This is a genomic window from Streptomyces sp. NPDC006134, from assembly GCF_040628835.1.
Classification (GTDB): domain Bacteria; phylum Actinomycetota; class Actinomycetes; order Streptomycetales; family Streptomycetaceae; genus Streptomyces.
Genome location: NZ_JBEXTV010000009.1, coordinates 115078 through 140056, shown reverse-complemented (window position 1 = coordinate 140056; position 24979 = coordinate 115078). Strand labels below are relative to the sequence as shown.

The following is a 24979-nucleotide window of genomic DNA, read 5'->3' as shown; positions in this document are numbered from 1 at the left end:
GCCCCCTGATGCGAGGGGCGCCCCCGGTGCCGTAGACGCGGGCCGGTCCGTCGGCCTTCGCCGGCCTCCGTCAGCCCATGAACTTCTTGAACTCGTCCGGCAGCTCGAAGTCCTGGGCGCCCTGCTGGGGCAGGTTGAAGGCGCCGCCGTTCTGTGCCGCGGCGGCGCGGCGGGCGGCCTCCTCCTGCTCCTGCTGCTTGCGCTTCATCGGGTTGCCGGAGCGCTGCTTGCCCTTGGCCTTCTTCTGCTGCTTCTTCGCCCGGCCGGGCCCGCCGCCCATGCCCGGGATGCCCGGCATGCCGGGCATGCCGCCGCCCTGGGCCATGCGGGACATCATCTTGCGGGCCTCGAAGAACCGCTCGACCAGGTTCTTCACCGCGCTGACCTCGACGCCGGAGCCCTTGGCGATACGGGCGCGGCGCGAGCCGTTGATGATCGTCGGGTCCTGGCGCTCGGCCGGGGTCATCGACTTGATGATGGCGGCCGTGCGGTCGACGTCCCGCTCGTCGATGTTGTTGATCTGGTCCTTGATCTGGCCCATGCCGGGGAGCATGCCGAGCAGCTTGCTGATGCTGCCCATCTTCCGGACCTGCTCCATCTGGGCCAGGAAGTCGTCCAGGGTGAAGTCCTGGCCCTTCTTGGACGCCAGCTTGGAGGCCATCTTGGCGGCCTCTTCCTGGCTGAACGTCTTCTCCGCCTGCTCGATCAGGGTGAGCAGGTCACCCATGTCGAGGATGCGGGAGGCCATGCGGTCCGGGTGGAAGGCGTCGAAGTCGTCGAGCTTCTCGCCGTTCGACGCGAACATGATCGGCTTGCCGGTGATCTGCCGGATCGACAGGGCGGCACCACCGCGGGCGTCGCCGTCGAGCTTGGAGAGCACCACGCCGTCGAAGCCGACGCCGTCGCGGAAGGCCTCGGCGGTGTTGACGGCGTCCTGGCCGATCATGGCGTCGACGACGAAGAGGATCTCGTCCGGCCGCGTGGCGTCCCTGATGTCGGCGGCCTGCTGCATCATCTCCTGGTCGATGCCCAGGCGGCCGGCGGTGTCGACGATGACGATGTCGTGGACCCTGGCCTTGGCGAACTCGATGGAGTCCTTGGCGACCTTGACCGGGTCGCCGACGCCGTTGCCCGGCTCGGGCGCGTAGACGGCGACACCGGCGCGCTCGGCGACCACGCTGAGCTGGTTCACGGCGTTGGGGCGCTGGAGGTCGCAGGCGACCAGCAGCGGCGAGTGGCCCTGCTCCTTGAGCCACTTGCCGAGCTTGCCCGCGAGGGTGGTCTTACCGGCACCCTGGAGACCGGCGAGCATGATCACGGTGGGCGGCTGCTTGGCGAAGCGCAGGCGCCGGGTCTCGCCGCCGAGGATGGTGACGAGCTCGTCGTTGACGATCTTGAGGACCTGCTGGGCCGGGTTCAGCGCCTTGGAGACCTCGGCGCCCATGGCCCGTTCCTTGACGTTCTTGATGAACGTCCGGACGACCGGCAGGGCCACGTCCGCCTCGAGCAGCGCGATGCGGATCTCGCGCGCCGTGGCGTCGATGTCCGCTTCGCTGAGACGCCCCTTGCCCCTGAGAGACTTGAAGGTGGCTGAAAGGCGATCGGAAAGGGTATCGAACACGGCGGCGTCGGTCCTCGGAGTCGGGGGCGGTCTGAGCGTCTTCCAGGGTATCCGGCCGTGCAAGACAATCGTCCCCGCCCGCGGCATTCAGCGGGCGGGGACTCGACCCCGCAGTGGCGGGGACGACATCCGGGAAGCGGTCGCGCCGGACGGCATCCTGGGACCACCCCCGCGGCGGCGGGGAGCACGCACGGACAAACGCACGACATGACCGCGAGGTCACGCCCGCAGCGTCTCCTCCAGCTTCCGCGCCACGGCCACCGCCTCCTCCCCCGGCAGGGGGGCTCCGTCGGTGCCGGTGACGTAGAACGCGTCGACAGCATTGGCACCCAGCGTGCTCACGTGCGCGCTGCGCACCCGCACCCCCGCCTCCTCCAGCGCCCGCCCGATCCGGAACAGCAGCCCCGGCGCGTCCTGCGCACGCACCTCGATCACCGTGGCCAGGCGCGAGGCGGCCGACGCGACCGTCACCCGCGGCGGCGGCGCGACCACGCCCCGGCGCCGGGGGTAGGCGGCGTCCCGTTCGGCGAGGCGGGCGGCGATGTCCAGGGAGCCGTCCAGGGCGCGCACCAGGTCCGCGCGCAGCCGGGCGGCCTGTGGCAGGGAGCCGTACTCGGCGGCGACCCGCCAGTCCAGGAGCAGGACCGAGCCGTCGACACCGTCCGGCAGCGGCAGGGAGCGCAGCTCGGCGGTGCGGACGGTCAGCCGGTGCACGGCCAGGACACCGGAGACGGCGGGCAGCACGCCCGGCTGGTCGGGCACGGCGATCAGCAGCTCGACGCCGAGCGGCTCGGGTTCCCCGGCCGTCTCCCCTGCCGTCTCCCCGGCGGGCGGCTCGGTCTGGGCCCGCAGCGCCAGCACCGGGCCGCCCGTGCGGAAGGCCTCGACGGCGAGCCGTTCCTGTTCCGCGGTGGGGGCGGCGTCCTCGGGGTCGGCGGGGGCGTCCCCCGACAGCACGGCCGAGACCCGTTCGACCAGGCCGGCGACGAGGGAGCCGCGCCAGGACGACCAGGCGGCCGGGCCGGTGGCCAGGGCGTCGGCCTCGGTGAGGGCGTGCAGCAGCTCCAGCGTGCCCTGGGTGCCGACCGCGCCGGCGACCGCGCGGACGGTGTCCGGGTCGTCCAGGTCGCGCCGGGTGGCCGTCTCGACGAGCAGCAGGTGGTGGCGTACGAGGGTGGCGACGACGGCGGTGTCCGCGCGGTCGAAGCCGATGCGGGCGGCCACGTCGCGGGCGATGATCTCGCCGGCCACGGAGTGGTCGCCGGGCCAGCCCTTGCCGATGTCGTGCAGCAGCGCGGCGACGAGCAGCAGGTCGGGACGGCTGACGCGGCGCGTGAACGCGGAGGCGCGGACGGCGGTCTCGATGAGGTGCCGGTCGACGGTCCACAGGTGCACGGCGTTGCGCTGGGGGCGGCAGCGGACCCGCTCCCAGTCGGGCAGGAGACGGGTGATCAGCCCCTCCGCCTCCAGCGCCTCCCACACCTCGACGGTGGGGCGGCCGGAGCCGAGCAGGGTGACGAGCTGCTCGCGCGCCTCGGCGGGCCAGGGCGCGGGCAGGGGGCGCGCGGTGGCGGCGAGGCGCCGTACGGCGTGCAGGGAGAGCGGGAGCCCGGCCTGCGCGGCGGCGGCCGCGGCGCGCAGCGGGAGCACGGGGTCGCGTTCGGGGCGCGCGGTGCGGGCGAGCACCACCTCGCCGTCCTGCTCGACCACGCCCTCCGCCAGCGGCGACCGTTCGGTGGCCGGTTTCCCCCCGTTCGGCGCCCTCCCGTCGCCCGCCACCGCCCTTCTGAGGAAGTCGCTTCGCTCCCTTGCCAGTTTGCGCAGGCGCGGACGCACCGCGCGCGACCGCAGCACGCGCCCCACTTCCCGCCAGGTGACATCGCCGGCGTACGCGATGACGCGGGCCGCCTCGTACACCTGCCGCAGCAGGGTGTCGGCGTCGAGGAGGCCGAGCTCGGCCGCGACCTGGTCCTGCTCCTGGAGCGCGAGCCGGTCGGTGGCCCGGCCCGTGGCCAGATGCAGTGCGTCGCGTACGTCGAGCAGGCGGCGCCGGGCATCGGCGAGGCCCTCGCGCGGGGCGTCGGCGAGCCAGGAGGCGGCGACGGCACGCAGGGCGGTGGCGTCGCGCAGCCCGCCCCGCGCCTCCTTCAGGTCCGGTTCCAGCAGGAACTGCAGCTCGCCCTGGCGTGCGGCCCGTTCGGCGCACAGCTCCCGGAGTTCGGGGAGGCGCCTGGGCGCCTGGTTGCGCCAGTCGGCGAGGACGGCGGTGCGCAGTCCGGCGGTCAGGCCGAGGTCGCCGGCGAGGTGGCGGGCGTCCAGCAGGCCGAGGTGGACCTTGAGGTCCTCCCCCGCCGTCCTCCGCGCCTCGGCGGGGGTGCGCACGGAGTGGTCGAGGGCGATGCCGAGGTCCCACACGGGGTACCAGAGGCGGTCGGCGAGGGCGGCGACCGCCTTCGGGTCGCCGCCGTCGTGCAGCAGGAGCAGGTCCAGGTCGCTGCGCGGGGACAGTTCGCCGCGGCCGTAGCCACCGACGGCGACCAGGGCCACGCCCCTGAGCCCCGCCGCTCCCGCGCCGAAGAGGCCGGCCAGCCAGTCGTCCGTCAGACCGGCGAGGGCACTGCGGCGCGGCGGCCCGGACCGCGACCTCTCGGTGAGGAGGCGCAGCCGGGCCGCCGCGTAGCCGCCGGGTCCCGAGTCCTCTGCTTCTTCCGTCACGTCCGTACTCGTCACCCGGTGGCTCCTGTTCCGCTGCCGTGTCAGAGGGCGTCCGGACCGCGCTCGCCGGTGCGGACCCGGACGGCCGTCTCGACCGGGACGGCCCAGACCTTGCCGTCTCCGATCTTGCCGGTGCGGGCCGCCTTGACCACCACGTCGATGAGCTGTTCGGCGTCGTCGTCCTCGGCCAGCACCTCGATGCGGATCTTGGGCACGAGGTCGACGGTGTACTCGGCGCCCCGGTAGACCTCGGTGTGGCCGCGCTGGCGGCCGTAGCCGCTGGCCTCGGTGACCGTCAGGCCGTGCACGCCGAAGGCCTGGAGGGCCTCCTTGATCTCGTCGAGCCGGTGCGGCTTGACGACGGCGGTGATGAGCTTCATGCGTCCACCTTCTTGTTCTCGGCCGGGGCGGCCACGGGGGCCGGCGCGGCGGTCGTACGGGCGGCACCGCCGCCGGCCCCGCTGAAGTCGTATGCGGTCTCGGCGTGTTCGGCCTGGTCGATGCCGGCCACCTCGTCGTCCTCCGATACCCGCATGCCGATCGTCTTGTCGAGGACGAAGGCCAGGAGGGCGGAGACGGCCAGGGAGTAGGCGAGGACGGCGAAGACTCCGGCGCACTGCTTCCAGAACTGCTCCAGGCCGCCGCCGTAGAACAGGCCCGCGACGTCGGACTGGCCCTTGCCGGTGGCGAAGAGGCCGACCAGGAGGGAGCCGGCGATGCCGCCGACCAGGTGGACGCCGATGACGTCGAGGGAGTCGTCGTAGTTCAGCTTGTACTTCAGGCCGACGGCCATGGCGCACAGCAGTCCGGCGACGGCGCCGACGGCGATCGCGCCGAGCGGGGAGACCGCGCCGCCGGCCGGGGTGATGGCGACCAGGCCCGCGACCGCGCCGGAGGCGGCGCCCAGCGTGGTGAACGCGCCGTGGCGGATCTTCTCGTAGGCGAGCCAGGCCAGCATGGCGGCGCCGGTGGCGACCTGGGTGTTGACGAACATCAGCGCGCCGACGCCGTCGTCGTTGCCCAGCCAGGAGCCGGCGTTGAAGCCGAACCAGCCGAACCACAGCAGGCCCGCGCCGAGCATGACCAGCGGCAGGCTGTGCGGGCGCATCGGGTCCTTCTTGAAGCCGATCCGCCGGCCGATGACGAGGATCACGCCGAGCGCCGCCGCACCGGCGTTGATGTGGACCGCCGTACCGCCGGCGAAGTCGATGACGCCCAGCTCGAAGGCCCAGCCGCCGGCGCCCCACACCCAGTGGGCGACCGGGAAGTAGACGACCGTGGCCCACAGGGCGACGAACAGCGCCCACGCGGTGAACTTCACCCGGTCCGCGAGGGCGCCGCTGATCAGGGCGGGCGTGAGGATCGCGAACATCAGCTGGAAGGCGCAGAAGACGAAGACGGGGACGGTGTAGCCGTCCCACAGCTCGGTCAGGCCGATGCCGCCGAGGCCGACCCAGTCGGAGTTCCAGCCGATGAGGCTGCCGGAGTCCGTGCCGAAGGCGAGGGAGAAGCCGTACAGCACCCACAGGACGGTGACGATCCCGAGGCTGATGAAGCTCATCATCAGCATGTTCAGGGTGCTCTTGACGCGGACCATGCCTCCGTAGAAGAAGGCCAGCGCCGGGGTCATGAGCATCACCAGGGCGGTGCAGATGAGCATGAAGCCTGTGTTGGCGGCAGAGAGCTCCGTCTCTGCGGCGAGCGTGATGGCTGGTGCCATCGGCGTCTCCTCGTCGTTGGTACGGCCCCGTGCGGGCGAAGCCTGGGCGGATGCCAGAGCGGTATGAGGGGTGGGCCGGTTCTGCGCCACGAGACTGGCGCAGCGCGGTTTCGGTGGGGGCCCCTCGTTGTTTCGCCGCCGTGACGAAGGCGCCGTGCGTGTTACGCGTCGATGAACCGCGGGATGTCCGGCCGCGCGGCCGTTATCGTGGCGCAACCAAAGGGACCGGCCGCGGCGGCCTTCCGCTGACCTGGCGTGGGGGGAGCCGAGTCGGGCAGTTCGGGAAGGCCGGCCGCGGCCGGGGCTTGCGGGGTGTTCACCCCATGGGAGAACACCCTGGGGTGTCAGACCGCCACGGCGGTCTCCGGGAGTTCGACGGCGAGCCGTTCGGTGAGGTCGACGACCTCGGCGAGGTCGCCGAAGTCGCGTGCGGCCGTGTCGATCGTCTTGCGGATACGGGTGTTGACGCGCTCGGAGCGGACCTTGGCCGCGATCCGCATGGCCTCCTTGGCGTAGGCGGTGCTCTCCTCGGGCTCCCGCCGCAGCAGGTGCACGGTGGCCATGCCGATCAGGTTCAGTGCGTACGACCGCTGGTGTTCGCCGTCCTTCTCGAACAGCTCCACGGCCCGCCGCATCAGCGGCTCGGCGAGGGAGGCGTAGGCGGGGCTGCGGCCGGCGACGTAGGCGAGGTCGCGGAAGGAGTGGGAGTTCTCGCCGTGCAGTTCGGCCTCGGAGAAGAAGCGGATCCAGTCGGGGTCCGGCTCGTCCCACTCGTCGGCGTCGGCGAAGGTGTCCTCGGCCAGGCGGACCGCCCGCTTGCACTTGCCGGGCTGGCCCATGTTGGCGTAGGCGCGGGCCTCCATCGCATACAGCATCGACTGGGTGCGCGGGCCGGCGCAGTCCCGGCTGCCGTACTGCGCGAGGTGGATCAGCTCCAGCGCGTCGTCCGGCCGGCCGAGGTGGATCATCTGCCGGCTCATGCTGGAGAGGATGTACGAGCCGAGCGGCCGGTCGCCCGCCTCCTTGGCGGCGTGCAGGGCGAGGACGAAGTACTTCTGCGCGGTGGGCTGGAGCCCGACGTCGTACGACATCCAGCCGGCGAGCTCGGCCAGCTCGGCGGCGACCTTGAACAGCCTCCGGCGCACGGACTCGGGCTGGGACTCCTGGAGGAGATCGGTCACCTCGTGGAGCTGGCCCACGACCGCCTTGCGGCGCAGGCCGCCGCCGCACTGGGCGTCCCAGCGCCGGAACATCACGGTGGTCGTCTCCAGCAGGTCCAGCTCGGGCCTGGACAGGCGTCCGCGCGCGCGTGTGGCGGGCGTCGGCTCGGGGTCCGGCCGGGGGGCCGGGGGCGCGGGGACGAGCCAGCGCTGCATGGGTTCGATGAGGGACGGGCCCGCGGAGAGGGCCAGCGAGGTCCCGAGGAAGCCGCGCCGCGCCAGCATCAGGTCGCTGCGCGAGAACTCGCTGAGCAGGGCCACGGTCTGCGGGCCCGTCCAGGGCAGGTCGACGCCGGTCGCGGAGGGGAGCGGGCGGGAGGTGCGCAGGCCCAGGTCCTCGATGGAGACGACGACGCCGAAGCGTTCGGAGAACAGCTCGGACAGGATGCGCGGGATCGGCTCGCGCGGGTTCTCCCCGTCGAGCCAGCGCCGCACGCGCGAGGTGTCCGTGGAGATGTGGTGGGCGCCCAGCTGGCGGGCGCGGCGGTTGACCTGGCGGGCGAGCTCGCCCTTGGACCAGCCGCTGCGCACGAACCACGACGTGAGCAGCTCGTTGGGGCGCTTCTCGGAGCTCGCGGTGTGTCCGGTGTGCGCAGCGTGTCCAGCGCTCGTCCCGCTTCCGCCGTTGCCGCCCACTGGAACGCCCCCATCCCTGAAACCACTTGTCGCCGAGTGCGTCAAGCCCTATCAGAATGCCGGTGGTCACGGCCGTCCGTCCGGCGCCTGCCGCCCTTCGGACGGAAAGCCGCCTTGCCTCCGGCATACCCACGCGTGCATGTGCCTCCAGGCTCTGTGCACACAAAGTAATCCTACGATCACCCGTCCGGCCATGGGGTTCACGGAAACGCCACCATTCGCCACCCCATCGAATGAACGCACGGGGACCGCTGCGCGATTCACTTGACAGAGGCCGCACGGGAGTGGGTGCAGCGGTGCACACCGGGGCGCGTGTCGCCGAGCCCACCACCCCGAGTGCCACAAGGCGCTGCCTGGATCGCGCGGTGCCGGGGATGTGAAAGCAGAGAGTAACTTAGTGTGTCCGGTGCGTAATCATCGGTGCGCCGGACCGTTGGAGGGGGTATGGGGTTCACCATCGGCAGCAGTCGGGGCATCCGCGACTTCCGGTCCGGCTCGCGCCGCCGTGGCCGCTCGTCGGAGTGCACGGCCGTGGCCGAGTTCACCGGGCTGTGGGGCTGGGACGTCGTACCGGGCGCGCGGGCCGCCGCGGGCGCCTGCTCCTGCGGCCACCGCAACTGCCGCGCCCCGGGTGCGCACCCGCTGGTCTTCGCGGCGGAGATCCCCGCCGGCTCCACGCTGGACGAGGTGACCGAGGCGTGGGCCGAGGTCCCCGGCGCCTCGGTGATGCTGCCGGTCGGCCGGACCTTCGACGTGATCGAGGTGGCGGAGCCCGCCGGGCGCCGGGCCCTGACCCGGCTGGAGCGCATGGGCCTGCCGCTCGGCCCGGTCGCGGCGACCCCGCAGGGCCGCGCCCACTTCTTCGTCGCGCCGGGCGGCGCCGCCGAGCTGCCCCGGCTGCTCTACCGCATGGGCTGGGACACCCCCTCCGCCCTCGACCTGCGCGGCCTCGGCCCCGGTACGTACATCACGGCCCCGCCCTCCGACCGGGGCGGGCTCGGCCCGGTGCGCTGGCTGCGCCCGCCCGCCCTCGACTCGGCGACCAGGCCGCCGGCGGCGCGGCTGCTGCTGGGGGCGCTGGCGTATCTGGCACATCGGTCGCGGGCCTAGCGGAACGGGCGCGCGCCCCGTACGCGGAACGAGTACGGGGCGCGTACACGGAACGAGTACGGGGCGCGTACGCGGAACGGATATGCGCCCCGTACGGCGAAGCGCCCGCTCCCGGCGGATGCCGGGGCGGGCGCTCTTCCTGAGCAGTCACCGATTTCAGCAACTGCGTCCGGAGGGCTCGGTAACCGCGTCTCAGTCACCGATCAGTGCGTCCACGAACGCCTCCGGTTCGAACGGCGCGAGGTCGTCCGCGCCCTCGCCGAGGCCGATGAGCTTGACCGGCACGCCCAGCTCGCGCTGTACGGCGACCACGATGCCGCCCTTGGCGGTGCCGTCCAGCTTGGTGAGCACGATGCCGGTGATGTCGACGACCTCGGCGAAGACGCGGGCCTGCACCAGGCCGTTCTGACCGGTGGTGGCGTCGAGCACGAGCAGCACCTCGTCCAGCGGGGCGTGCTTCTCCACCACGCGCTTGACCTTGCCCAGCTCGTCCATGAGGCCGGTCTTGGTGTGCAGGCGTCCGGCGGTGTCGATGAGGACGACGTCGGCGCCGATCTCCTTGCCCTCCTTGACCGCGTCGAAGGCGACGGAGGCCGGGTCGCCGCCCTCGGGGCCGCGCACGGTGTGGGCGCCCACCCGCTCGCCCCAGGTCTGGAGCTGGTCGGCGGCGGCGGCGCGGAAGGTGTCCGCCGCACCGAGGACGACGGAGTTGCCGTCGGCCACCAGGACGCGGGCGAGCTTGCCGGTGGTGGTGGTCTTGCCGGTGCCGTTGACGCCGACGACCATCACGATGCCCGGCTTGCGGCCCTCGGGCTCGGTCTTGACGGTGCGGTCCAGGTCGGGGCCGACCAGCGTGAGGAGTTCCTCGCGCAGCAGGCCGCGCAGCTCCTGCGGCGTGCGGGTGCCGAGCACCTTCACACGCTCGCGCAGTCGCTCGACCAGCTCCTGGGTGGGCTGCACGCCGACGTCGGCGGTGAGCAGCGTGTCCTCGATCTCCTCCCAGGTGTCCTCGTCGAGGTGCTCGCGGGACAGCAGCGTGAGCAGCCCCTTGCCCAGGGCGTTCTGGGAGCGGGAGAGGCGGGCGCGGAGCCGGACCAGACGGCCGGCGGTGGGCTCGGGCACCTCGATCGGAGGCACTTCGAGCTCTTCGACGGCGGGCGGTTCCTCGACGGCGACGGGGCCGGTGCCCCCGTCCGGGAGGTCCACCTCCTCGACCGTCCGGCGCGGTTCGTCGCGCGGCGTCTCGGCCTCTTCACCGACGTGCGGCTCGGCCGGAGGGGCGGTGATGTCGGGCGCGGCGGGCGGCGGCTGGGGCAGCTGCCGCTTCTTACGGCGACTGCCCACCACCAGCCCGCCGAGCGCGCCGACCACGACCACGGCGATGACTACAGCAAGGATGACGATTTCCATAACCCGTCCAGTATCAGCCATGGCCCCTCGGGACACCCTGTTTGTGGCTTTCTCCAAAGGACAAAGGCCCCTACGGGGAGGGAGTCGGAGCAAAGTACGATGGAAGACGACGCGTCAACGCGCGTAGAGTCCGGACGACCCTTCCTCCCCTTCCTCCCCCACGGCCCGGGGCCGGACCGACACGGCCCCAGGCACGCCCCCCCCCACGACCGAGGCACGGAAACCCGACTTTCATGAGCAAAACCGCCGAGACCGAAGGCGCTCTGGAAACCCGCGGCATCGAGCAGGTGCCCGACCACGAGCGCACCGCGAAGACGCGCGAGCTGTTCCCCACCTGGGTGGGCGCCAACATCAGCGTCCTGCTGCTCACGATGGGCGCGAGCCTCGTCGTGGCCTACCACCTCAACCTCTGGCAGGCCCTCGTCGTCGCCGTGGCCGCCCCGATCGTGTCGTACGGGCTGGTCGGGCTGATCGGCATCGCGGGCAAGCGGGGCGGCGCGCCCGGCATGGCGCTGTCCCGGGCGGTGTTCGGACAGCGCGGCAACCTGCTGCCCGGTTCGCTGATCTGGGTCGCCCGCTGGGGCTGGGAGACGATCAACGCGGTCACCGGCGCCTACGCGATGCTCTCCGTGCTGGACATCCTGTTCGGCATACGGGCCAACAGCGTCCTGGACATCGTGATGCTGCTCGCCTTCGTCGTCGCGACCTTCGCGATCTCCGGGCTCGGCATCAACGCGGTCCAGAAGTGCAACAAGTACGCGACGTACCTGTTCGGTGTCTTCTCGGTGCTGGTGCTGGTGTACCTGGTGGTCGACACGGACTGGGCGCGGGTCTTCGACCGGCCCGCCGGGTCGGTGGCCGCGGTGATCACCGGCGTGGGCCTGATCGCGGCGGGCGGCGTGAGCTGGATCCCGTCCGCCCCCGACTTCACCCGCTACCTGCCGCGCACCGCCTCCGCCAAGGGCATCGTGGGCGTCACCGTCGGCGGTGCCGGCATCGTCGTCCTGCCCATGGTCCTGATGGGCGTGGTCATGGCGGTCTCCACGCCGGACCTGGCCTCCGCCTCCGACCCGGTCTCCTTCCTCGGCGAGATCCTGCCGACGTGGATCGCGGTGCCGTACCTGCTGATCGCCCTGATCGGCATGCTGCTGATCAACTCGATGTCGATGTACTCGGCGGGCTTCACCGCGCAGACCCTGGGCATCAAGGTCCCGCGGCACTGGGCCGTCTCCGTCAACGCCGTGATCTCGCTGGTCTTCGGCGGCGTGCTGATGCTGGTGGCGACCAGCTTCATGGGCTCCTTCATCGCCTTCCTGTCGCTGCTCGCGGTCGCCTTCTCCGCCTGGGTCGGCGTCTTCGGCGCGGACATGCTGCGCCGCAAGGAGTACGACGGCGAGGCCATGGCCGACACCGGGCGCACCAGCGCCTACTGGTACCGGGGCGGGTTCTCCCCCGCCGCAGTGGCCGCCTGGGCGGTGGGCCTGGTCGCGGGCCTGATGTTCAGCACCTCCGACTGGTTCACCGGTCCGCTCGCCACGAACAACGTCATCGGCGAGTACGGCCTGGGCTGGGTGGCCACGGTCGTGATCTCCGGCCTGCTGTACCTGGTCCTGCCGAAGCCGGCGGTGGTCTCGCCGGCGCGGCACGCCGGGCAGGCGGACCCCGCCGGGCCGACCGGCCGGGCCGCACAGCCGGACTCGGTCGCCGTCTGATCCTCGGATTCCGGTTCCGCCGCGTCCCTGCGTCCCCCTCCGCCCGGCCGGGCGGAGGGGGACGTCGTCGTTCGCGCGGCCGCCGGCCGCCGTGTGCCGCCGCCGTACCGCGTTCGGGGAGGGCCGGTCCGGGTGCCCCACGGAAGGGGCGGTACGGAAGCCGGGCGGCCCACGGTCAGGACAGCACGGGAGCCGGGCGGCCCACGGTCAGGACAGCACGGGAGCCGGGCGGCCCACGGTCAGAGTGGTACGGGAGGCCGGGCGCTCCACAGTCAGGGCGGAGGGAAGCGGCGCGGAGCGCCGACGGGAACGGCGGGGGACGGCGCGGAGCCGCGAGGAACCGCGGAAAGCGGCGGGGGAACCGCGGAGAGCGGCGGGGGGGAACCGCGGAGAGCGGCGGGGGGGAACGGTTCGCCGGCCTGAGGCCGCATCGCGCGGGGCGGCGTCCGGCCGGGTGGCCGGGGAGCGCCCGGTCTGTGCCGGCGGTCGCCCCGGGGGGCAGCCGGCCCGCGCAGACGCGCCGACGTCGGGGAACGCCGGGCTTGCCCCGGCGGGCCCGAACCGGGCGTACGTCCGCACGCCGCCGCCCCGCCCCTTCCCGCGCCTCCGCCCCGAGCAGCCGCAACGGTCGGCGCGGACCTGTAGCGGCGGCCCCGTAGGGGGCTCCGCCGACAGCACCCCGCCTCGCGCACCGCGCCCCACGTCGTCACCCTCCCCCTGAGTCCCAGGCCGCTCTCAAGGGGCCTGGGGAAAAGCGCGCTGCCCCGGCTCCACCGACCATCGCGGTCGGAGAGCCGGGGCAGTGCGCCTCGGGTACGAGGAGAGGGGCAGCGGGGTCTTGGCCCCTTCTCCTCGGGTCTCTTCGGGCCCCTTCGGGTTCCCTCGGGTCTTCCCTGGTCTGCCGGACGGGCCGGTCAGCCCATCTCCTCCAGGGCCTTGCCCTTCGTCTCCTTCACGAACTTCAGGACGAACGGGATGGAGAGTCCGGCGAAGACCGTGTAGATCACGTAGGTGAGGGAGAGGTTCCAGTCGGCCAGCGACGGGAAGCTCGCGGTGATGGCCCAGTTGGCGATCCACTGCGCGGCGGCGGCGACGCCCAGCGCGGCGGCGCGGATCTTGTTCGGGAACATCTCGCCGAGCATGACCCAGACGACCACACCCCACGACAGGGCGAAGAAGAGGACGAACATGTGGGCGGCGATCAGGGCGACCCAGCCCTGGGTCTCCGGCAGCTTGCCGCCGACCAGGTCGAAGGAGAAGGCCCAGGCTTCCAGCGCCAGGCCGATCACCATGCCGACCGAGCCGATGATGGCGAGCGGCTTGCGGCCGATGCGGTCCACGAAGATCATCGCGATCACGGTGCCGACGATGTTGATGATCGACGTCGTGAACGAGTAGAGGAACGAGTCCGACGGGTCGACGCCGACCGACTGCCACAGCGTCGAGGAGTAGTAGAACGCGACGTTGATGCCGACGAACTGCTGGAAGACCGACAGGCCGATACCGATCCAGACGATCGGCTTGAAGAAGAAGGAGCCACCGAGCAGGTCCTTGAAGGAGGACTTCTCCTCGCGCTTCATGCCCGTCTCGATCTCGGTGACGCGGGCGTCCAGGTCCACGTCCTTGCCCTCGACCTCGGCGAGGATCTCGCGGGCGCGGTCGTGCTTGCCGACGGAGATCAGGAAGCGGGGGGACTCGGGGATGGCGAAGGACAGCAGGCCGTAGAGGACGGCCGGGACGACCATGACGCCGAGCATGACCTGCCAGGCCTCCAGGCCCAGCAGCTCACCGCGCTGATCGCCGCCGGCGGCGTTCAGCAGGCCCCAGTTGACCAGCTGCGACACGGCGATACCGATGACGATGGCGGCCTGCTGGAAGGAGCCGAGCCGGCCGCGGTAGGCGGGCGGGGCGACCTCGGCGATGTAGGCGGGGCCGATCACGGAGGCCATGCCGATGGCGAAACCGCCGATGACGCGCCAGAAGGCGAGGTCCCACAGCGCGAAGGGCAGGGCGGAGCCGACGGCGCTGACGGTGAAGAGGGCCGCGGCGATCTGCATGCAGCGGATGCGGCCGATGCGGTCGGTGATGCGGCCGGCGGTCGCCGCGCCGATGGCACTGCCGATCAGCGCGATGGCGACGACCTGGGCCAGCGCCGCGGAGCCGACGTCGTAGCGGTCCCGGATGGCCTCGACGGCGCCGTTGATGACGGAGCTGTCGTAGCCGAAGAGGAAGCCGCCCATCGCGGCCGCCGCCGCGATGAAGATGACGTGCCCGAGATGTTCGGGGTGAGCCGTCCTGGCTCCTGACTTGGGTGCCTGCGCTGTGCTGGTCACGTGTACTCCTCGGGCCACCGGCAACGCTGCCGGGGTGGGTGAAGCCCTTCGAGGTGACCTGAAGGTACCTGAAGGTAAAAGCAACGTTGCAGAGACTATGCCTTCAAGTTTCGAAGTCAATAGGCCAACGACTGTGAGTTTTCAGCCACGGCGTGTTGACCTTGCATTCAAGAGTTGAAGCTCTTGAGGAGAGGTTTCCAGATGCGCAGGTCACGACAGGTCTAGACCTGCGCGGGGTCCGGTCGCGGCCTCAGCGGAGCCGCTGGGAGATGACCTTCGACACACCGTCGCCCTGCATGGACACGCCATACAGCGCGTCGGCGACCTCCATCGTCCGCTTCTGGTGCGTGATGACGATCAGCTGCGAGGTCTCCTGCAGCTCCCGCATGATCCCGATGAGCCGCTGCAGGTTGGTGTCGTCGAGGGCCGCCTCGACCTCGTCCATGACGTAGAACGGGCTCGGCCGCGCCTTGAAGATCGACACGAGCAGCGCGACGGCGGTCAGCGACCGCTCCCCGCCGGACAGCAGCGACAGCCGCTTGACCTTCTTGCCCGGCGGACGCGCCTCGACGTCCACACCCGTGGTGAGCATGTTGCCGGGGTCGGTCAGCACCAGATGTCCCTCGCCGCCCGGGAAGAGACGGCCGAACACGCCCTCGAACTCGCGGGCGGTGTCCCGGAATGCCTCGGTGAACACCTGCTCGACCCGTTCGTCGACCTCCCTGACGACCTGGAGCAGGTCGGCACGGGTCTTCTTCAGGTCCTGAAGCTGCTCGCCGAGGAACTGGTGCCGCTCCTCCAGCGCCGCGAACTCCTCCAGGGCCAGCGGATTGACCTTGCCGAGCCGCTGGTAGGCGCGCTCGGCGGCCTTCAGCCGCTTCTCCTGCTCGGCCCGTACGAAGGGCCGGGGCCGGTTGCGCGGATGTTCCGGGTCCTCCGGCAGCTCCTCGCCCTCGGCGGGGGGCGAGGGCGGCACCGGCTGGTCCGGTCCGTACTCGGCGACGAGTCCCGCCGGTTCCACACCGAGTTCCTCCAGCGCCTTGGTCTCCAGCTGCTCGATCCGCAGCCGTTTCTCGGCGCCGAGTACCTCGCCCCGGTGGACTGAATCCGTCAATTTGTCGAGCTCGGCCTTGAGGTCCCGGCCCTGGGCGCGCGCGGCGGCCAGCTCCCGCTCGCAGCGCGCCCTGGCGGCCTCGGCGGCGGCCCGCTCCCGGTCGGCGCGGGCGAGGGAGACCTCGACGTGCGCCAGCAGCTGCCGCGCGCCGGAGGCGACCGCCGCGGCGACGGCGGCCTCGTGACGCAGCCGGGCCCGCCGCTGTTCGGCACGCGCGCGTGCCTCGCGTTCCGCGCGGGCGGCCCGGTCCAGCGAGTCCGCCCGTCCGGCCAGCCCCTTGACCCGTTCCTCGTGCGTACGGACCTGGAGACGGGCCTCCATCTCGGTCTGGCGGGCGTTGGCCCCGTCGGCGGCGAGCCGGTCGCGCCGCGCGGTGTCGGGCTCCTCCTCCAGGGGCGTCTCCTCGGCGACGGCGAGCCGTTCGGCGAGCTCCTCCACCTGGGCGAGCGCCTCGTCGAGCGCCTCCTGGGCCCGCCGCGCGGCGGCCTCCGACCGCTCCGCCTCTCCGGTGGCGCCCCGCGCCTGCCCGGCGAGCCGCCCCAGCCGCTGGGCCACGGCCGACTTCTCCCGGTCGGCGGCCCGGCGCCGCTCCCCCAGCTCCTCGACGAGCGCGGCGCACGCCCGGCGCCGCTCCCCGGCCGCGCGCTCGGCCTCGGCGAGCTCCTCGCACCGGACGGCCAGCTCCTCGAGCTCGGCGGCGGCCTCGTCCACAGACGCCTGCACCTCGATGAGGCTGGGCGCCCCGGCGGACCCGCCCTGCGCGACGTGCGGTCCCAGCAGGTCGCCCTCGGCGGTGACGGCGGTCAGACCGGGCCGCGCGCGCACGAGGTCCTCGGCCTCCTCCAGGGTGCCGACGACGACGATCCCGCGCAGCAGCCGCCGTACGGCGGGCATGAGCGCCTCCGGCCCGCGCACGAGAGCCGCGGCGTACGGCGGCCCGCCGGTCGCCGCGTTGTCCGGTACGGCGTCCACACCGTCCTCCGGTACGTCGCCGGGGGCGCCGGCGACCAGCAGGGTGGCCCGGCCCGCGTCCTGTCCGCGCAGCAGGCGCAGGGCGTCGGCGGCGGCGGACGGGGTGGCCACCGCGAGCGCGTCGGCGGCGGCACCGAGGGCGGCGGCGAGCGGGACCTCGTAGCCGGGCGTGACGGTGAGCAGCTCGGCGGCCGGGCCCAGCAGGCCGGTGAGACGATCCTGCGCGGCGAGCAGCGCGCCGGTGCCGTCCTTGCGGCGCAGGCCCAGGGCGAGGGCGTCGTGCCGGGCCCGGGTGGCGGCGCGCCGGCGCTCGGCGGCTGCTGCTGCCTCGCGGGCTTCGGCCAGCTCCGCCTCCGCCGCGGCCAGCTCGCGCCTGGCCGTCTCGTGCCGTTCGGCGAGTTCGGTGTCGCCGGCGTCGAGGCCGTCGACCTCGGCCTTGAGCGCCTCGTACTCCTCCTGGGCGGCCACCGCCCGTTCCCGGGCCTCGTCCCGGGCGGCGCACAGGCGTTCTCTCTCGGCCTGGGCGGCGGCGGCGCGCGAGCGGGCCGCGCCGACCTGGCCCTTCAGCCGGGCGAGGCCCTCGCGGCGGTCGGCGAGGGAGCGGGCGGCGTCCTTCAGCCGCCGTTCCTCCTGTGCCAGTTCCCGTTCCAGCTCGGCGCGGTGGGCGACCGTGTCGTCCAGGGCGCACCGGGCGGCCTCCAGAGCGGCTTCGAGTTCGGCCTCCTGTGCGCGGACGCGGGCGGCCTCGCGCTCCAGGTCCTCCGGGTCCCGGCCGCGCCGCTCCTCCACCGGTGCCGACGTGGCGCTCTGCACGCGCGCGTCGGCCAGCGAGACGGTGCCGCGCACCCGCTCGGCCAGCTGGGACAGCTCGTACCAGGTCTGCTGGGCGTGGTTCAGGCGCGGGGTGAGCCGGCGGAGCTCGTCCTCCAGCCGGGCCTCGCGCCGCAGGGCCTGGTTCAGGTCCTGCTCGGCGGCTTCCTTGCGCTCCTTCAGAGCCGCCTCGTCGGCGATCTCGGCCTGGAGGGCCTCCCGCAGCCGTACGAGGTCGTCGGCGAGCAGGCGCAGCCGGGCGTCTCGCAGGTCGGCCTGGATGACGGCGGCCCTGCGTGCCACCGCCGCTTGGCGGCCGAGCGGCTTGAGCTGCCGGCGCAGCTCGTCCGTCAGGTCCTGCACGCGCGCGAGGTTGGCCTGCATCGCGTCCAGCTTGCGCAGGGCCTTCTCCTTGCGCTTGCGGTGCTTGAGGACGCCGGCGGCCTCCTCGATGAAGGCCCGGCGGGCCATGGGGTCGCCGTGCAGGACGGAGTCGAGCTGGCCCTGGCCGACGATGACGTGCATCTCGCGGCCGATGCCCGAGTCGGAGAGGAGCTCCTGGATGTCGAGGAGGCGGCAGGTGTCGCCGTTGATCTGGTACTCGCTGCCGCCGTTGCGGAACATGATCCGCGTGATGGTGACCTCGGAGTACTCGATGGGCAGCGCCCCGTCGGAGTTGTCGATGGTCAGTGACACCTCGGCGCGGCCGAGCGGCGGGCGGCCGGTGGTGCCGGCGAAGATGACGTCCTCCATCTTGCCGCCGCGCAGCGATTTGGCGCCCTGCTCCCCCATGACCCAGCTGAGCGCGTCCACGACGTTGGACTTGCCCGAGCCGTTGGGTCCGACGACGCACGTGATCCCCGGTTCGAAGCGGAGTGTGGTCGCCGAGGCGAACGACTTGAACCCGCGCAGGGTCAGGGCCTTCAGGTGCACGCCGTCGGACTCTACCTTCCGGGGGTGGCCCGCTCCACGAACCGGCGGCCTCCTGCGGTTTCACGGATGAAGGCGCAGGGCACACCAGACGTTAAGACACTGAAAGGATGCGCGGGACAGGGGCATAGGGGCAAGAAAGAAGGGACGCCGAAGCGTCCCTTGCAACTCTGACAACCGAGCGGTTGATACGAGCGGCCCCACCACTGCTTGTGCTGTCGTGAGCGGGCAGTGATCAGGTCAGCGCAGGCTCCGCCTGGTGTGCGTCAACGCTCTCCATGATCCTGTCGTGAGAAGCGGCAGCCGTCAGCGCCTCGTTCTCCGCCTGGATCCGTACGAGCTCGGATTCCAGGTCCTGGACGCGCTGCTGGAGCCGTCGCATCTCGGCGAGGAGTCGAGGGTCGGAGCCGCCGACGTAACCGAGAAGCGCCTTTGCCATGATGGATGGTCCTCCACACTGAGTGACCGACCGAAGCGGTGCGGGTCGTGAGGGATTTTTGCACCCGCGGTGCTTGGCAGGCCTGGAGTTGTGCTGCCGTTCAGCCATGCCAAACAGCTAAGGTGCGCGGGCTTTCAGCGTCTCACCAAAAAGTTTGACGGTCAACACGATCACGCCCTGTAGGGGCGGGCGACCGGGGGCGCGCGGCCGGAAGCGGCGGCGCTGCGACTCCTACGGGCCCTCAGGGCGTGGTGATCATCCTGTCGCGCGTGGCCCGCGAGGGCAAGCCCTTCTCCGCCATCACCTGCTCTTTTTCCTTCCGGGCGGCCACCGGGGCGGACCCACCGGTCCCCGGCGGGGCCGCTCCGGGCGGGGATCAGCGGATGGCGAAGCCGTCGTAGCCGCCGCGGGGTGTGTCCCAGATCTCCGTGACGCCGTCCACGCGCCCGGGCGTGTCGTTGCCGCGGAGCCAGTCCAGGAGGTCTTCACAGCGCTCCCGGGGGCCTTCCGCGACCACCTGGACCCGCCCATCGTCCAAATTGAGAGCAAAACCACTCAGACCACCGAGCTCCAGGGCCCGCGCCCGCGTGAACCAGCGGAAACCCACACCTTGGACGCGTCCCCGCACCCAGGCGACCAGCCGTACATCCTCGCTCATGGGTGCAACCTAACCGGCCAATGTCTCTTCGGGCACGTCGTCCCCACGCGCCATGCGGTACCGTCCCGACGCAATGCATCTCATATGAAACTCACCCGTTCGTGTGAGTTTCATAGTGATCGCGAGGACGAGTCGACCGCGAGGACGAGGGAAGGCCAGGACATGGGACGCCACCGACGCTCCGCCGCCGGCCGCGCCGCCACGGGCCGCGCCACGGAGGCCGGGCACACCGACGGCCCTTCCGCACAGGGGCACGACCCGCTGGACCCGCCCCCGGCGGACCGCCCGGCCAGGGGGAGCGCGCCCTATCTGAGCCCCGAGGCGTACGCCGAGGCCTGCGCGAAGAGCGACGCGTACCTCTTCGGGACGGACGACGCGGCAAACGGCGCGCCCGCCGAGGGCCCCGGACAGGACGGCACCGGCCCCGCCTCCCACCCGGGTGACGGCTTCGGCGGTTCCGGCGGCTTCACGCCCGACCCCGGCACGCGGCGTGCGGGGGCCCGGCGGCGCCGGAAGAAGAAGGACGCGGCGCCGGTCCGCACGGGCCTGCTCGGCGTCTCCGCCGCCGTCGCCATCGGCGCGGTCGCCGTCACCTCGGGCGTGGTGCCCGGACTCGACAACTACCGGCTCGGCAACGGCACCGGCGACCAGGTGCGCTCCGCCGACCTCCCGGCCAACACCCCCACCGAGCAGGGCGGAACCTCCGGCAGCGCCGAGAGCGAGGGCGGCACGGCCACGAGCCCCGGCACCGGCGGCTCCGGCTCCCCCTCCTCGCCCGCCTCGACCCCGTCCCCGTCCGCCTCGTCCCCGTCCGCCTCCTCCGCGTCACCGTCCGGGACGCCGTCGCGGTCCGCCGGGCCGGACGGGTCGCGGGCGGCGAAGGAGCCGGCGGAACCGGACGAACCGGCGCCCTCCGGGAAACCGACGGCCTCCGCCGGCAAGAAGACGGCCCCGGCGCCCAGCCGCACGGCCACGCGGGAGCCGGAGCGGTCCGGCGCCCCCGTGACGGTGTCCCGGGAAGCCGCCGCCGAGGCCGAGGTGCTCCGGCTCGTCAACCAGGAGCGGGCCAAGGTGGGCTGCAGCCCCCTCGCGGCGAACAGCGCCCTGGCCGGCCTGGCCGGGGACTTCAGCGACGCCATGGCGGAGCAGGGCTTCTTCGACCACACCGACCCCAGCGGCGCGACTCCGTGGGACCGGGCCGAGAAGGCCGGGATAAGCAATCTCGGCGGCGAGAACATAGCCCGGGGCCAGGCCGACGCACAGGCCGTCATGGAGTCCTGGATGAACAGCCCCGGCCACCGCGCCAACATCCTGAACTGCGACTTCACGACGCTGGGGGTCGGTGTGCACTTCGGGTCGGGCGGCCCGTGGTGGACGCAGGACTTCGGCTACTGAGGCCCGTGCGGGCCCCGCGCCCGGTGCCCCCTCTCCCGCGTTCCGGCCGGACCGGGAGCCGGCGCCGGACCGGAGGCGTCTACGGCGTGACGCGTGGCGCCCGCTGGCACTTCGGGCAGTAGTAGCTGGAGCGGTTCATCCAGGGGCGCCGGCGCACCGGGGTGGCACAGCGGCGGCAGGGCAGGCCCTCACGGCCGTACGCGTCGAGCGAGCGGTCGAAGTAGCCGGACTCGCCGTTGACGTTGACGTACAGGCTGTCGAAGCTGGTGCCGCCGACCGCGAGGGCCGCGTTCATGACATCCCGGATGTGGCCGAGGAGCTGGAGCGTGCGGGGGCGGGTGAAGCCGGCCGTCGGGCGCTCGTAGTGGAGGCGGGAGCGCCACAGGGCCTCGTCGGCGTAGATGTTGCCGACGCCGCTGATCAGGGACTGGTCGAGCAGGGCCCGTTTGATGGTGGTGCGCTTGCGGCGCAGCGCCCGGTGGAAGGCATCGTCGTCGAAGAGCGGGTCCAGCGGGTCGCGGGCGATGTGCCCGATGACGTCGGGCAGCCCGTCGGGGGTGGTGTCGTGCAGCGACAGGCCGCCGAAGGTGCGCTGATCGACGAAGCGCAGTTCGGTGCCCAGGCCGTCGGCGAAGCGGACGCGGACGCGCAGGTGCTTCTCGTCCGGCGCCGTGTGCGGCTGGACCAGGAGCTGGCCGCTCATGCCGAGGTGGGCGAGGATCGCCTGGCCGGTGTCCTCCAGGGGCAGCCACAGGTACTTGCCGCGGCGGCTGGGGGTGCCGATGCGATGGCCTTTCAGGCGGTGGGCGAAGTCGTCGGCGCCGGCGACGTGGCGGCGTATCGCGCGCGGGTGCAGCACCTCGGCGTCGGCGACGGGGCGGTGGGCGACCCACCGCTCCAGGCCGCGCCGGACGACCTCGACCTCGGGCAACTCGGGCATGTGCTCCCCTGTCCACACGTATGTGGCCCGAACATATCTGTCCGGGCCGTCGTAGGGCCCGTGCCCACCGCTGCCGGGCCGTCGCAGGGCTCGCGGCGGGGGCCGGGCCGCCGGAAGGACCGAGCGCCCGTCCCCGGGGAGGGGGCGGGCGCTCGGGCAGGGCTCGGCGTCAGGCGGAGGCCGACGAGGTGTCGGCGCTGTCCTGGACGACGGCTTCGGCGGCCGTCGCCTGAGTGGCGCGCTCGTCCGCCGCGGCCCGGATGGACCGCCACGCGGACTCGGCGGCCTGCTGCTCCGCCTCCTTCTTGCTGCGGCCGGTGCCGGTGCCGTACGAGACGCCTCCGACGCGGGCGGCAGCAGTGAAGGTCTTCTCGTGATCGGGACCGGTCTCCGTGACCAGGTACTCGGGCACGCCGAGCCCCTCGGTCGCGGTGAGCTCCTGGAGGCTGGTCTTCCAGTCCAGGCCGGCTCCGAGGTTGGAGGACTTCTCGATCAGGGGGTCGAACAGGCGGTGCACCAGTTCGGACGCCGCGTCGAGGCCCTGGTCGAGGTAGACCGCGCCGATCACCGCTTCGAGGGTGTCGGCGAGGATGGACGCCTTGTCCCGGCCGCCCGTGCCCTCTTCACCGCGGCCGAGCCGGATGAAGGAGCCGAGGTCGAGCGAACGTCCCACCTCTGCCAGCGCGCGCGAGTTGACCACCGCGGCCCGCAACTTGGCCAGCTGGCCTTCGGGCAGGTCGGGGTGGGTGCGGTACAGCGTGTCGGTGACGACGAGGCCGAGGACGGAGTCCCCGAGGAACTCCAGCCGCTCGTTCGTCGGCAGACCGCCGTTCTCGTACGCGTAGGAACGGTGGGTCAGTGCTCGCACCAGAAGGGCGGACTCGACCTGGTAGCCGAGCCGCCCTTCCAGAAGCGTGTGGGACGAGGCCTGGTTGTCCGCCGGGCCGCCCCCGCGTCGGCGGGAACTGCCGGCTTCGGCGTCTTCCGCCTTCTTGGCAGTGGACACAGTGCCTCTCACCAGCCGCTCAGACCTCGAGGACCTGGCGCTTGTTGTAGGTGCCGCACGACGGGCACGCGATGTGCTGCAGCTTGGGCTCGTGGCAGCGCTCGCACGCAACCAGGGTGGGGACCGCAGCCTTCCACTGCGACCGGCGGTGGCGCGTGTTGCTGCGCGACATCTTCCGCTTCGGAACAGCCACGGCTACTTCTCCTGCTTCTCGTCGACGCCCGCTTCGGCGCCGCTCTTGTCGTCCTTATCGCCGGGTTCGAGTGAATCGGCGAGTCCCTGCAGTGCCGCCCAACGGATGTCGACGGCGTCATGGTGGTGGTCCGGGTCGTCCGCCAGCCGTGCCCCGCACTCGGCGCACAGACCGGGGCAGTCTTCCCGGCACACCGGCTGCATCGGCAGTGCGAGCACCACCGCATCACGCAGCACGGTTTCGAGGTCGATCAGACCGTCCTCGACAAAGAGCCTGTCCTCGTCGTCCTCGGCGTCGTCGCCGGGTTCCGCAACGGGGCGGCCCCGGTCGTCGGCGTCAGGGTACGAGAACATCTCCTGGAAGTCCGCTTCGAGCTCCAGCTCGACCGGCTCCAGACACCTTACGCACTCCCCCTCGGCCGTTGCACGGGCGGTGCCTGTGACGAGCACACCTTCCATGACCGACTCGAGGCGGAGTTCGAGCTCCACCGGGGCGCCTTCCGGCACCCCGATCACTCCCTGGATACCGAGGTCCCGGGGAGCGTCGACCGTGCGGGTCAGGCGCTGCAGCGCACCAGGCCGCCGCCCCAGCTCGTGGGTGTCGAACACGAGAGGGTTGCGGTGGTCGAGGCGGGCGTTCAGAGCCATTCCTGCTTTCGGTCTTCGTCGAGCTCAGAGGGACGCCGCCCTGCGGTGTCCCCGGGCAGCGCTGATCGCGGACGTACACGCGACCGAAGAGCCAGGATACTGGACCTTTCGCTCTCGGCCCAATCCGCGGTCAGCGACCCTGCTCGTACTGCTGTTCGTACTGGCGCAACTGCTCTGCACTGATCATGCTCGTGTCGAAGAGGCTGGTCTCGTCCAGGGCGTACCCCTGAGGGCTTCCCTGGGAGCCCGCCTGAGGGCTTCCCTGGTGGCCCGCCGCTCCGGTGCTCCCCTGGTGAGCCCCCTGGTGGCCCTCCTGGGCTCCGTGGAGGGCCTCGTAGTCCTGGACGGGGGCCCCTCCCGCCGGGGCGTAGCCGGCGGCGGAGGCGTACGGGTCGGCCTGCTGGTAGCCGTAGGGGTCCTGCCCTCCGTACTGCTGCTGGTAGCCGTACGGGTCGGCCTGGGACGGCTGCTGCTGGTAGGCGTAGGTCTCCTGGGCGCCGTACGACGGCTGGGCCGGCACCGCCGGGGGTGCCGCCGGGGGCTGCGGCGGGGCGGCGGGCCCGGCGGCGAGGGCCGCCAGGTCGGCGAGGTAGTCGGCGTCGCTGGAGTGCTGGACGGTGGTGGTGTCGTCGGCGAGGGCGCCGAGGTCGTCGCTGGCGATGCGGCCGTGCAGCTTCTCCCGGCCGCGGCCGACCGCGTCCAGCGTCTTGGCGAGGACGGCCTCGAAGGCGCCCAGCTTGGCGTCGACGTAGGCGTCGGCGTCGCGGCGCAGGGTCTCCGGGTCGTGACTGCGCTCGGGGGCGTCCTCGTCCTCGTAGCCGTTCTCGTCGAGGCCGGGTCCGGTGCCGAGCAGCTTCTCCCGGCCGCGGCCGACGGAGCCGAGGGTCTTGGTGAGGACGACCTCGAAGTTGGCGAGCTTGGAGTCGACGTACTCGTCGGCCTCGGCGCGGATCTCCTCGGCCTCCTGGCGGGCCTCGGCGAGGATCCGGTCGGCCTCGGCCTGGGAGCGGCGGGCGACCTCGGTGTCGGAGATCAGGGAGCCGCGCTCGGCGTGCGCGCTCTCGATGATCCGCTCGGCCTCCTGGCGGGCCCGGGCGACCAGCTGCTCGCGGTCGCCGATCAGCTCCTGCGCCTGGGCGAGGGAGTCGGGCAGCGCCGCGCGCACCTCTTCCAGCATCGAGAGCAGTTCGGCGCGGTTGACCACGCACGAGGCCGACATGGGCATGCCCCGGGCCCCGGAGACCATGGTGACGATCTCGTCGAGCTTCTTCTGCACGTCCACCTGTGCTCGCCACTCTCTACAGCTGTGTTGGAGACGGACGGGACGACTGTACGGCCCCGGGGCGGCCGGGGGACACCGGGTGACGGCCCGTCAGGCCGATGGCGGGCCGAGGGCGG

Annotated in this window: 18 protein-coding genes; 3 read left to right on the top strand and 15 right to left on the bottom strand. The window is 72.5% G+C overall.

Features of this window, described 5'->3' with window-relative positions:
- Positions 1 to 70: 70 nt before the first annotated feature.
- The 5 genes from ffh to ABZ340_RS08570 form a co-directional block, all read right to left on the bottom strand.
- The gene (gene ffh, locus ABZ340_RS08590) at positions 71 to 1621 is read right to left on the bottom strand and encodes a signal recognition particle protein (protein ID WP_358781001.1); all 1551 of its coding nucleotides are present in this window, start codon (positions 1619 to 1621) and stop codon (positions 71 to 73) included.
- A gap of 219 nt (positions 1622 to 1840) precedes the next feature.
- Positions 1841 to 4351, bottom strand: a complete 2511-nt coding sequence (locus ABZ340_RS08585) for a [protein-PII] uridylyltransferase (RefSeq protein ID WP_358781000.1) — start codon at positions 4349 to 4351, stop codon at positions 1841 to 1843.
- A 26-nt stretch (positions 4352 to 4377) separates the two neighbouring features.
- Positions 4378 to 4716, bottom strand: a complete 339-nt coding sequence (locus ABZ340_RS08580; RefSeq protein WP_358780999.1) for a P-II family nitrogen regulator — start codon at positions 4714 to 4716, stop codon at positions 4378 to 4380.
- Complete coding sequence (locus ABZ340_RS08575) at positions 4713 to 6056, bottom strand: ammonium transporter (RefSeq protein ID WP_358780998.1); 1344 nt, start codon at positions 6054 to 6056, stop codon at positions 4713 to 4715. Before ABZ340_RS08575 ends, ABZ340_RS08580 begins: the two co-directional genes overlap by 4 nt.
- A gap of 344 nt (positions 6057 to 6400) precedes the next feature.
- Complete coding sequence (locus ABZ340_RS08570) at positions 6401 to 7912, bottom strand: hypothetical protein (RefSeq protein ID WP_358780997.1); 1512 nt, start codon at positions 7910 to 7912, stop codon at positions 6401 to 6403.
- A 444-nt stretch (positions 7913 to 8356) separates the two neighbouring features.
- On the opposite strand from ABZ340_RS08570, the gene ABZ340_RS08565 reads away from it, so the two are divergent.
- Positions 8357 to 9022, top strand: coding sequence for a bifunctional DNA primase/polymerase (locus tag ABZ340_RS08565; RefSeq protein ID WP_358780996.1), 666 nt, complete (start codon positions 8357 to 8359; stop codon positions 9020 to 9022).
- A gap of 192 nt (positions 9023 to 9214) precedes the next feature.
- Here ABZ340_RS08565 and ftsY read toward each other — a convergent pair whose 3' ends face one another.
- Positions 9215 to 10432, bottom strand: coding sequence for a signal recognition particle-docking protein FtsY (gene ftsY, locus ABZ340_RS08560; protein WP_358780995.1), 1218 nt, complete (start codon positions 10430 to 10432; stop codon positions 9215 to 9217).
- A 233-nt stretch (positions 10433 to 10665) separates the two neighbouring features.
- Here ftsY and ABZ340_RS08555 point away from each other — a divergent pair, with 233 nt between their 5' ends.
- Entirely contained in the window at positions 10666 to 12144 is a 1479-nt protein-coding gene (locus ABZ340_RS08555; protein ID WP_358780994.1) for a cytosine permease, read from the top strand.
- A gap of 914 nt (positions 12145 to 13058) precedes the next feature.
- On the opposite strand, the gene ABZ340_RS08550 is transcribed toward ABZ340_RS08555, so the two are convergent.
- The 4 genes from ABZ340_RS08550 to ABZ340_RS08535 form a co-directional block, all read right to left on the bottom strand.
- Positions 13059 to 14477 carry a sugar porter family MFS transporter gene (locus tag ABZ340_RS08550; RefSeq protein ID WP_358780993.1) on the bottom strand — a complete coding sequence of 473 codons (1419 nt, stop codon included), beginning with the start codon at positions 14475 to 14477 and terminating at the stop codon, positions 13059 to 13061.
- 250 nt (positions 14478 to 14727) lie between these two features.
- Positions 14728 to 18306, bottom strand: a complete 3579-nt coding sequence (gene smc / locus ABZ340_RS08545) for a chromosome segregation protein SMC (protein ID WP_358780992.1) — start codon at positions 18304 to 18306, stop codon at positions 14728 to 14730.
- A 232-nt stretch (positions 18307 to 18538) separates the two neighbouring features.
- On the bottom strand, positions 18539 to 18742 hold the full coding sequence (locus ABZ340_RS08540) for a hypothetical protein (RefSeq protein WP_003993245.1): 204 nt from the start codon (positions 18740 to 18742) through the stop codon (positions 18539 to 18541).
- Positions 18743 to 19118: 376 nt separating this feature from the next.
- Positions 19119 to 19400: an acylphosphatase gene (locus tag ABZ340_RS08535; protein WP_358780991.1), complete on the bottom strand. Its 282-nt coding sequence runs from the start codon at positions 19398 to 19400 to the stop codon at positions 19119 to 19121.
- A 162-nt stretch (positions 19401 to 19562) separates the two neighbouring features.
- Between ABZ340_RS08535 and ABZ340_RS08530 the strand changes: the two genes are divergently transcribed.
- Positions 19563 to 20795, top strand: coding sequence for a CAP domain-containing protein (locus ABZ340_RS08530; protein WP_358780990.1), 1233 nt, complete (start codon positions 19563 to 19565; stop codon positions 20793 to 20795).
- Between the two features lie 79 nt (positions 20796 to 20874).
- Here ABZ340_RS08530 and mutM read toward each other — a convergent pair whose 3' ends face one another.
- The 5 genes from mutM to ABZ340_RS08505 form a co-directional block, all read right to left on the bottom strand.
- A complete protein-coding gene (gene mutM / locus ABZ340_RS08525; protein ID WP_358780989.1) occupies positions 20875 to 21735 on the bottom strand; it encodes a bifunctional DNA-formamidopyrimidine glycosylase/DNA-(apurinic or apyrimidinic site) lyase in 861 nt (286 codons plus the stop codon).
- 169 nt (positions 21736 to 21904) lie between these two features.
- Positions 21905 to 22753, bottom strand: coding sequence for a ribonuclease III (gene rnc / locus ABZ340_RS08520; protein ID WP_358780988.1), 849 nt, complete (start codon positions 22751 to 22753; stop codon positions 21905 to 21907).
- 7 nt (positions 22754 to 22760) lie between these two features.
- Positions 22761 to 22934, bottom strand: a complete 174-nt coding sequence (gene rpmF, locus ABZ340_RS08515; RefSeq protein ID WP_007493396.1) for a 50S ribosomal protein L32 — start codon at positions 22932 to 22934, stop codon at positions 22761 to 22763.
- Between the two features lie 2 nt (positions 22935 to 22936).
- Positions 22937 to 23581, bottom strand: coding sequence for a YceD family protein (locus ABZ340_RS08510; RefSeq protein WP_358780987.1), 645 nt, complete (start codon positions 23579 to 23581; stop codon positions 22937 to 22939).
- Positions 23582 to 23711: 130 nt separating this feature from the next.
- The gene (locus ABZ340_RS08505) at positions 23712 to 24863 is read right to left on the bottom strand and encodes an ATP synthase F0 subunit B (RefSeq protein ID WP_358780986.1); all 1152 of its coding nucleotides are present in this window, start codon (positions 24861 to 24863) and stop codon (positions 23712 to 23714) included.
- Positions 24864 to 24979 lie beyond the last annotated feature (116 nt).

Excerpts from the sequence above, each read along its gene's own strand:
- ABZ340_RS08580 (WP_358780999.1), bottom strand. The coding sequence starts at position 4,716 with ATGAAGCTCATCACCGCCGTCGTCAAGCCGCACCGGCTCGACGAGATC.
- ABZ340_RS08575 (WP_358780998.1), bottom strand. The coding sequence starts at position 6,056 with ATGGCACCAGCCATCACGCTCGCCGCAGAGACGGAGCTCTCTGCCGCC.
- ABZ340_RS08565 (WP_358780996.1), top strand. The coding sequence starts at position 8,357 with ATGGGGTTCACCATCGGCAGCAGTCGGGGCATCCGCGACTTCCGGTCC.
- ftsY (WP_358780995.1), bottom strand. The coding sequence starts at position 10,432 with ATGGAAATCGTCATCCTTGCTGTAGTCATCGCCGTGGTCGTGGTCGGC.
- ABZ340_RS08555 (WP_358780994.1), top strand. The coding sequence starts at position 10,666 with ATGAGCAAAACCGCCGAGACCGAAGGCGCTCTGGAAACCCGCGGCATC.
- ABZ340_RS08540 (WP_003993245.1), bottom strand. The coding sequence starts at position 18,742 with ATGGCAAAGGCGCTTCTCGGTTACGTCGGCGGCTCCGACCCTCGACTC.
- ABZ340_RS08535 (WP_358780991.1), bottom strand. The coding sequence starts at position 19,400 with ATGAGCGAGGATGTACGGCTGGTCGCCTGGGTGCGGGGACGCGTCCAA.
- ABZ340_RS08530 (WP_358780990.1), top strand. The coding sequence starts at position 19,563 with ATGGGACGCCACCGACGCTCCGCCGCCGGCCGCGCCGCCACGGGCCGC.
- mutM (WP_358780989.1), bottom strand. The coding sequence starts at position 21,735 with ATGCCCGAGTTGCCCGAGGTCGAGGTCGTCCGGCGCGGCCTGGAGCGG.
- ABZ340_RS08510 (WP_358780987.1), bottom strand. The coding sequence starts at position 23,581 with ATGGCTCTGAACGCCCGCCTCGACCACCGCAACCCTCTCGTGTTCGAC.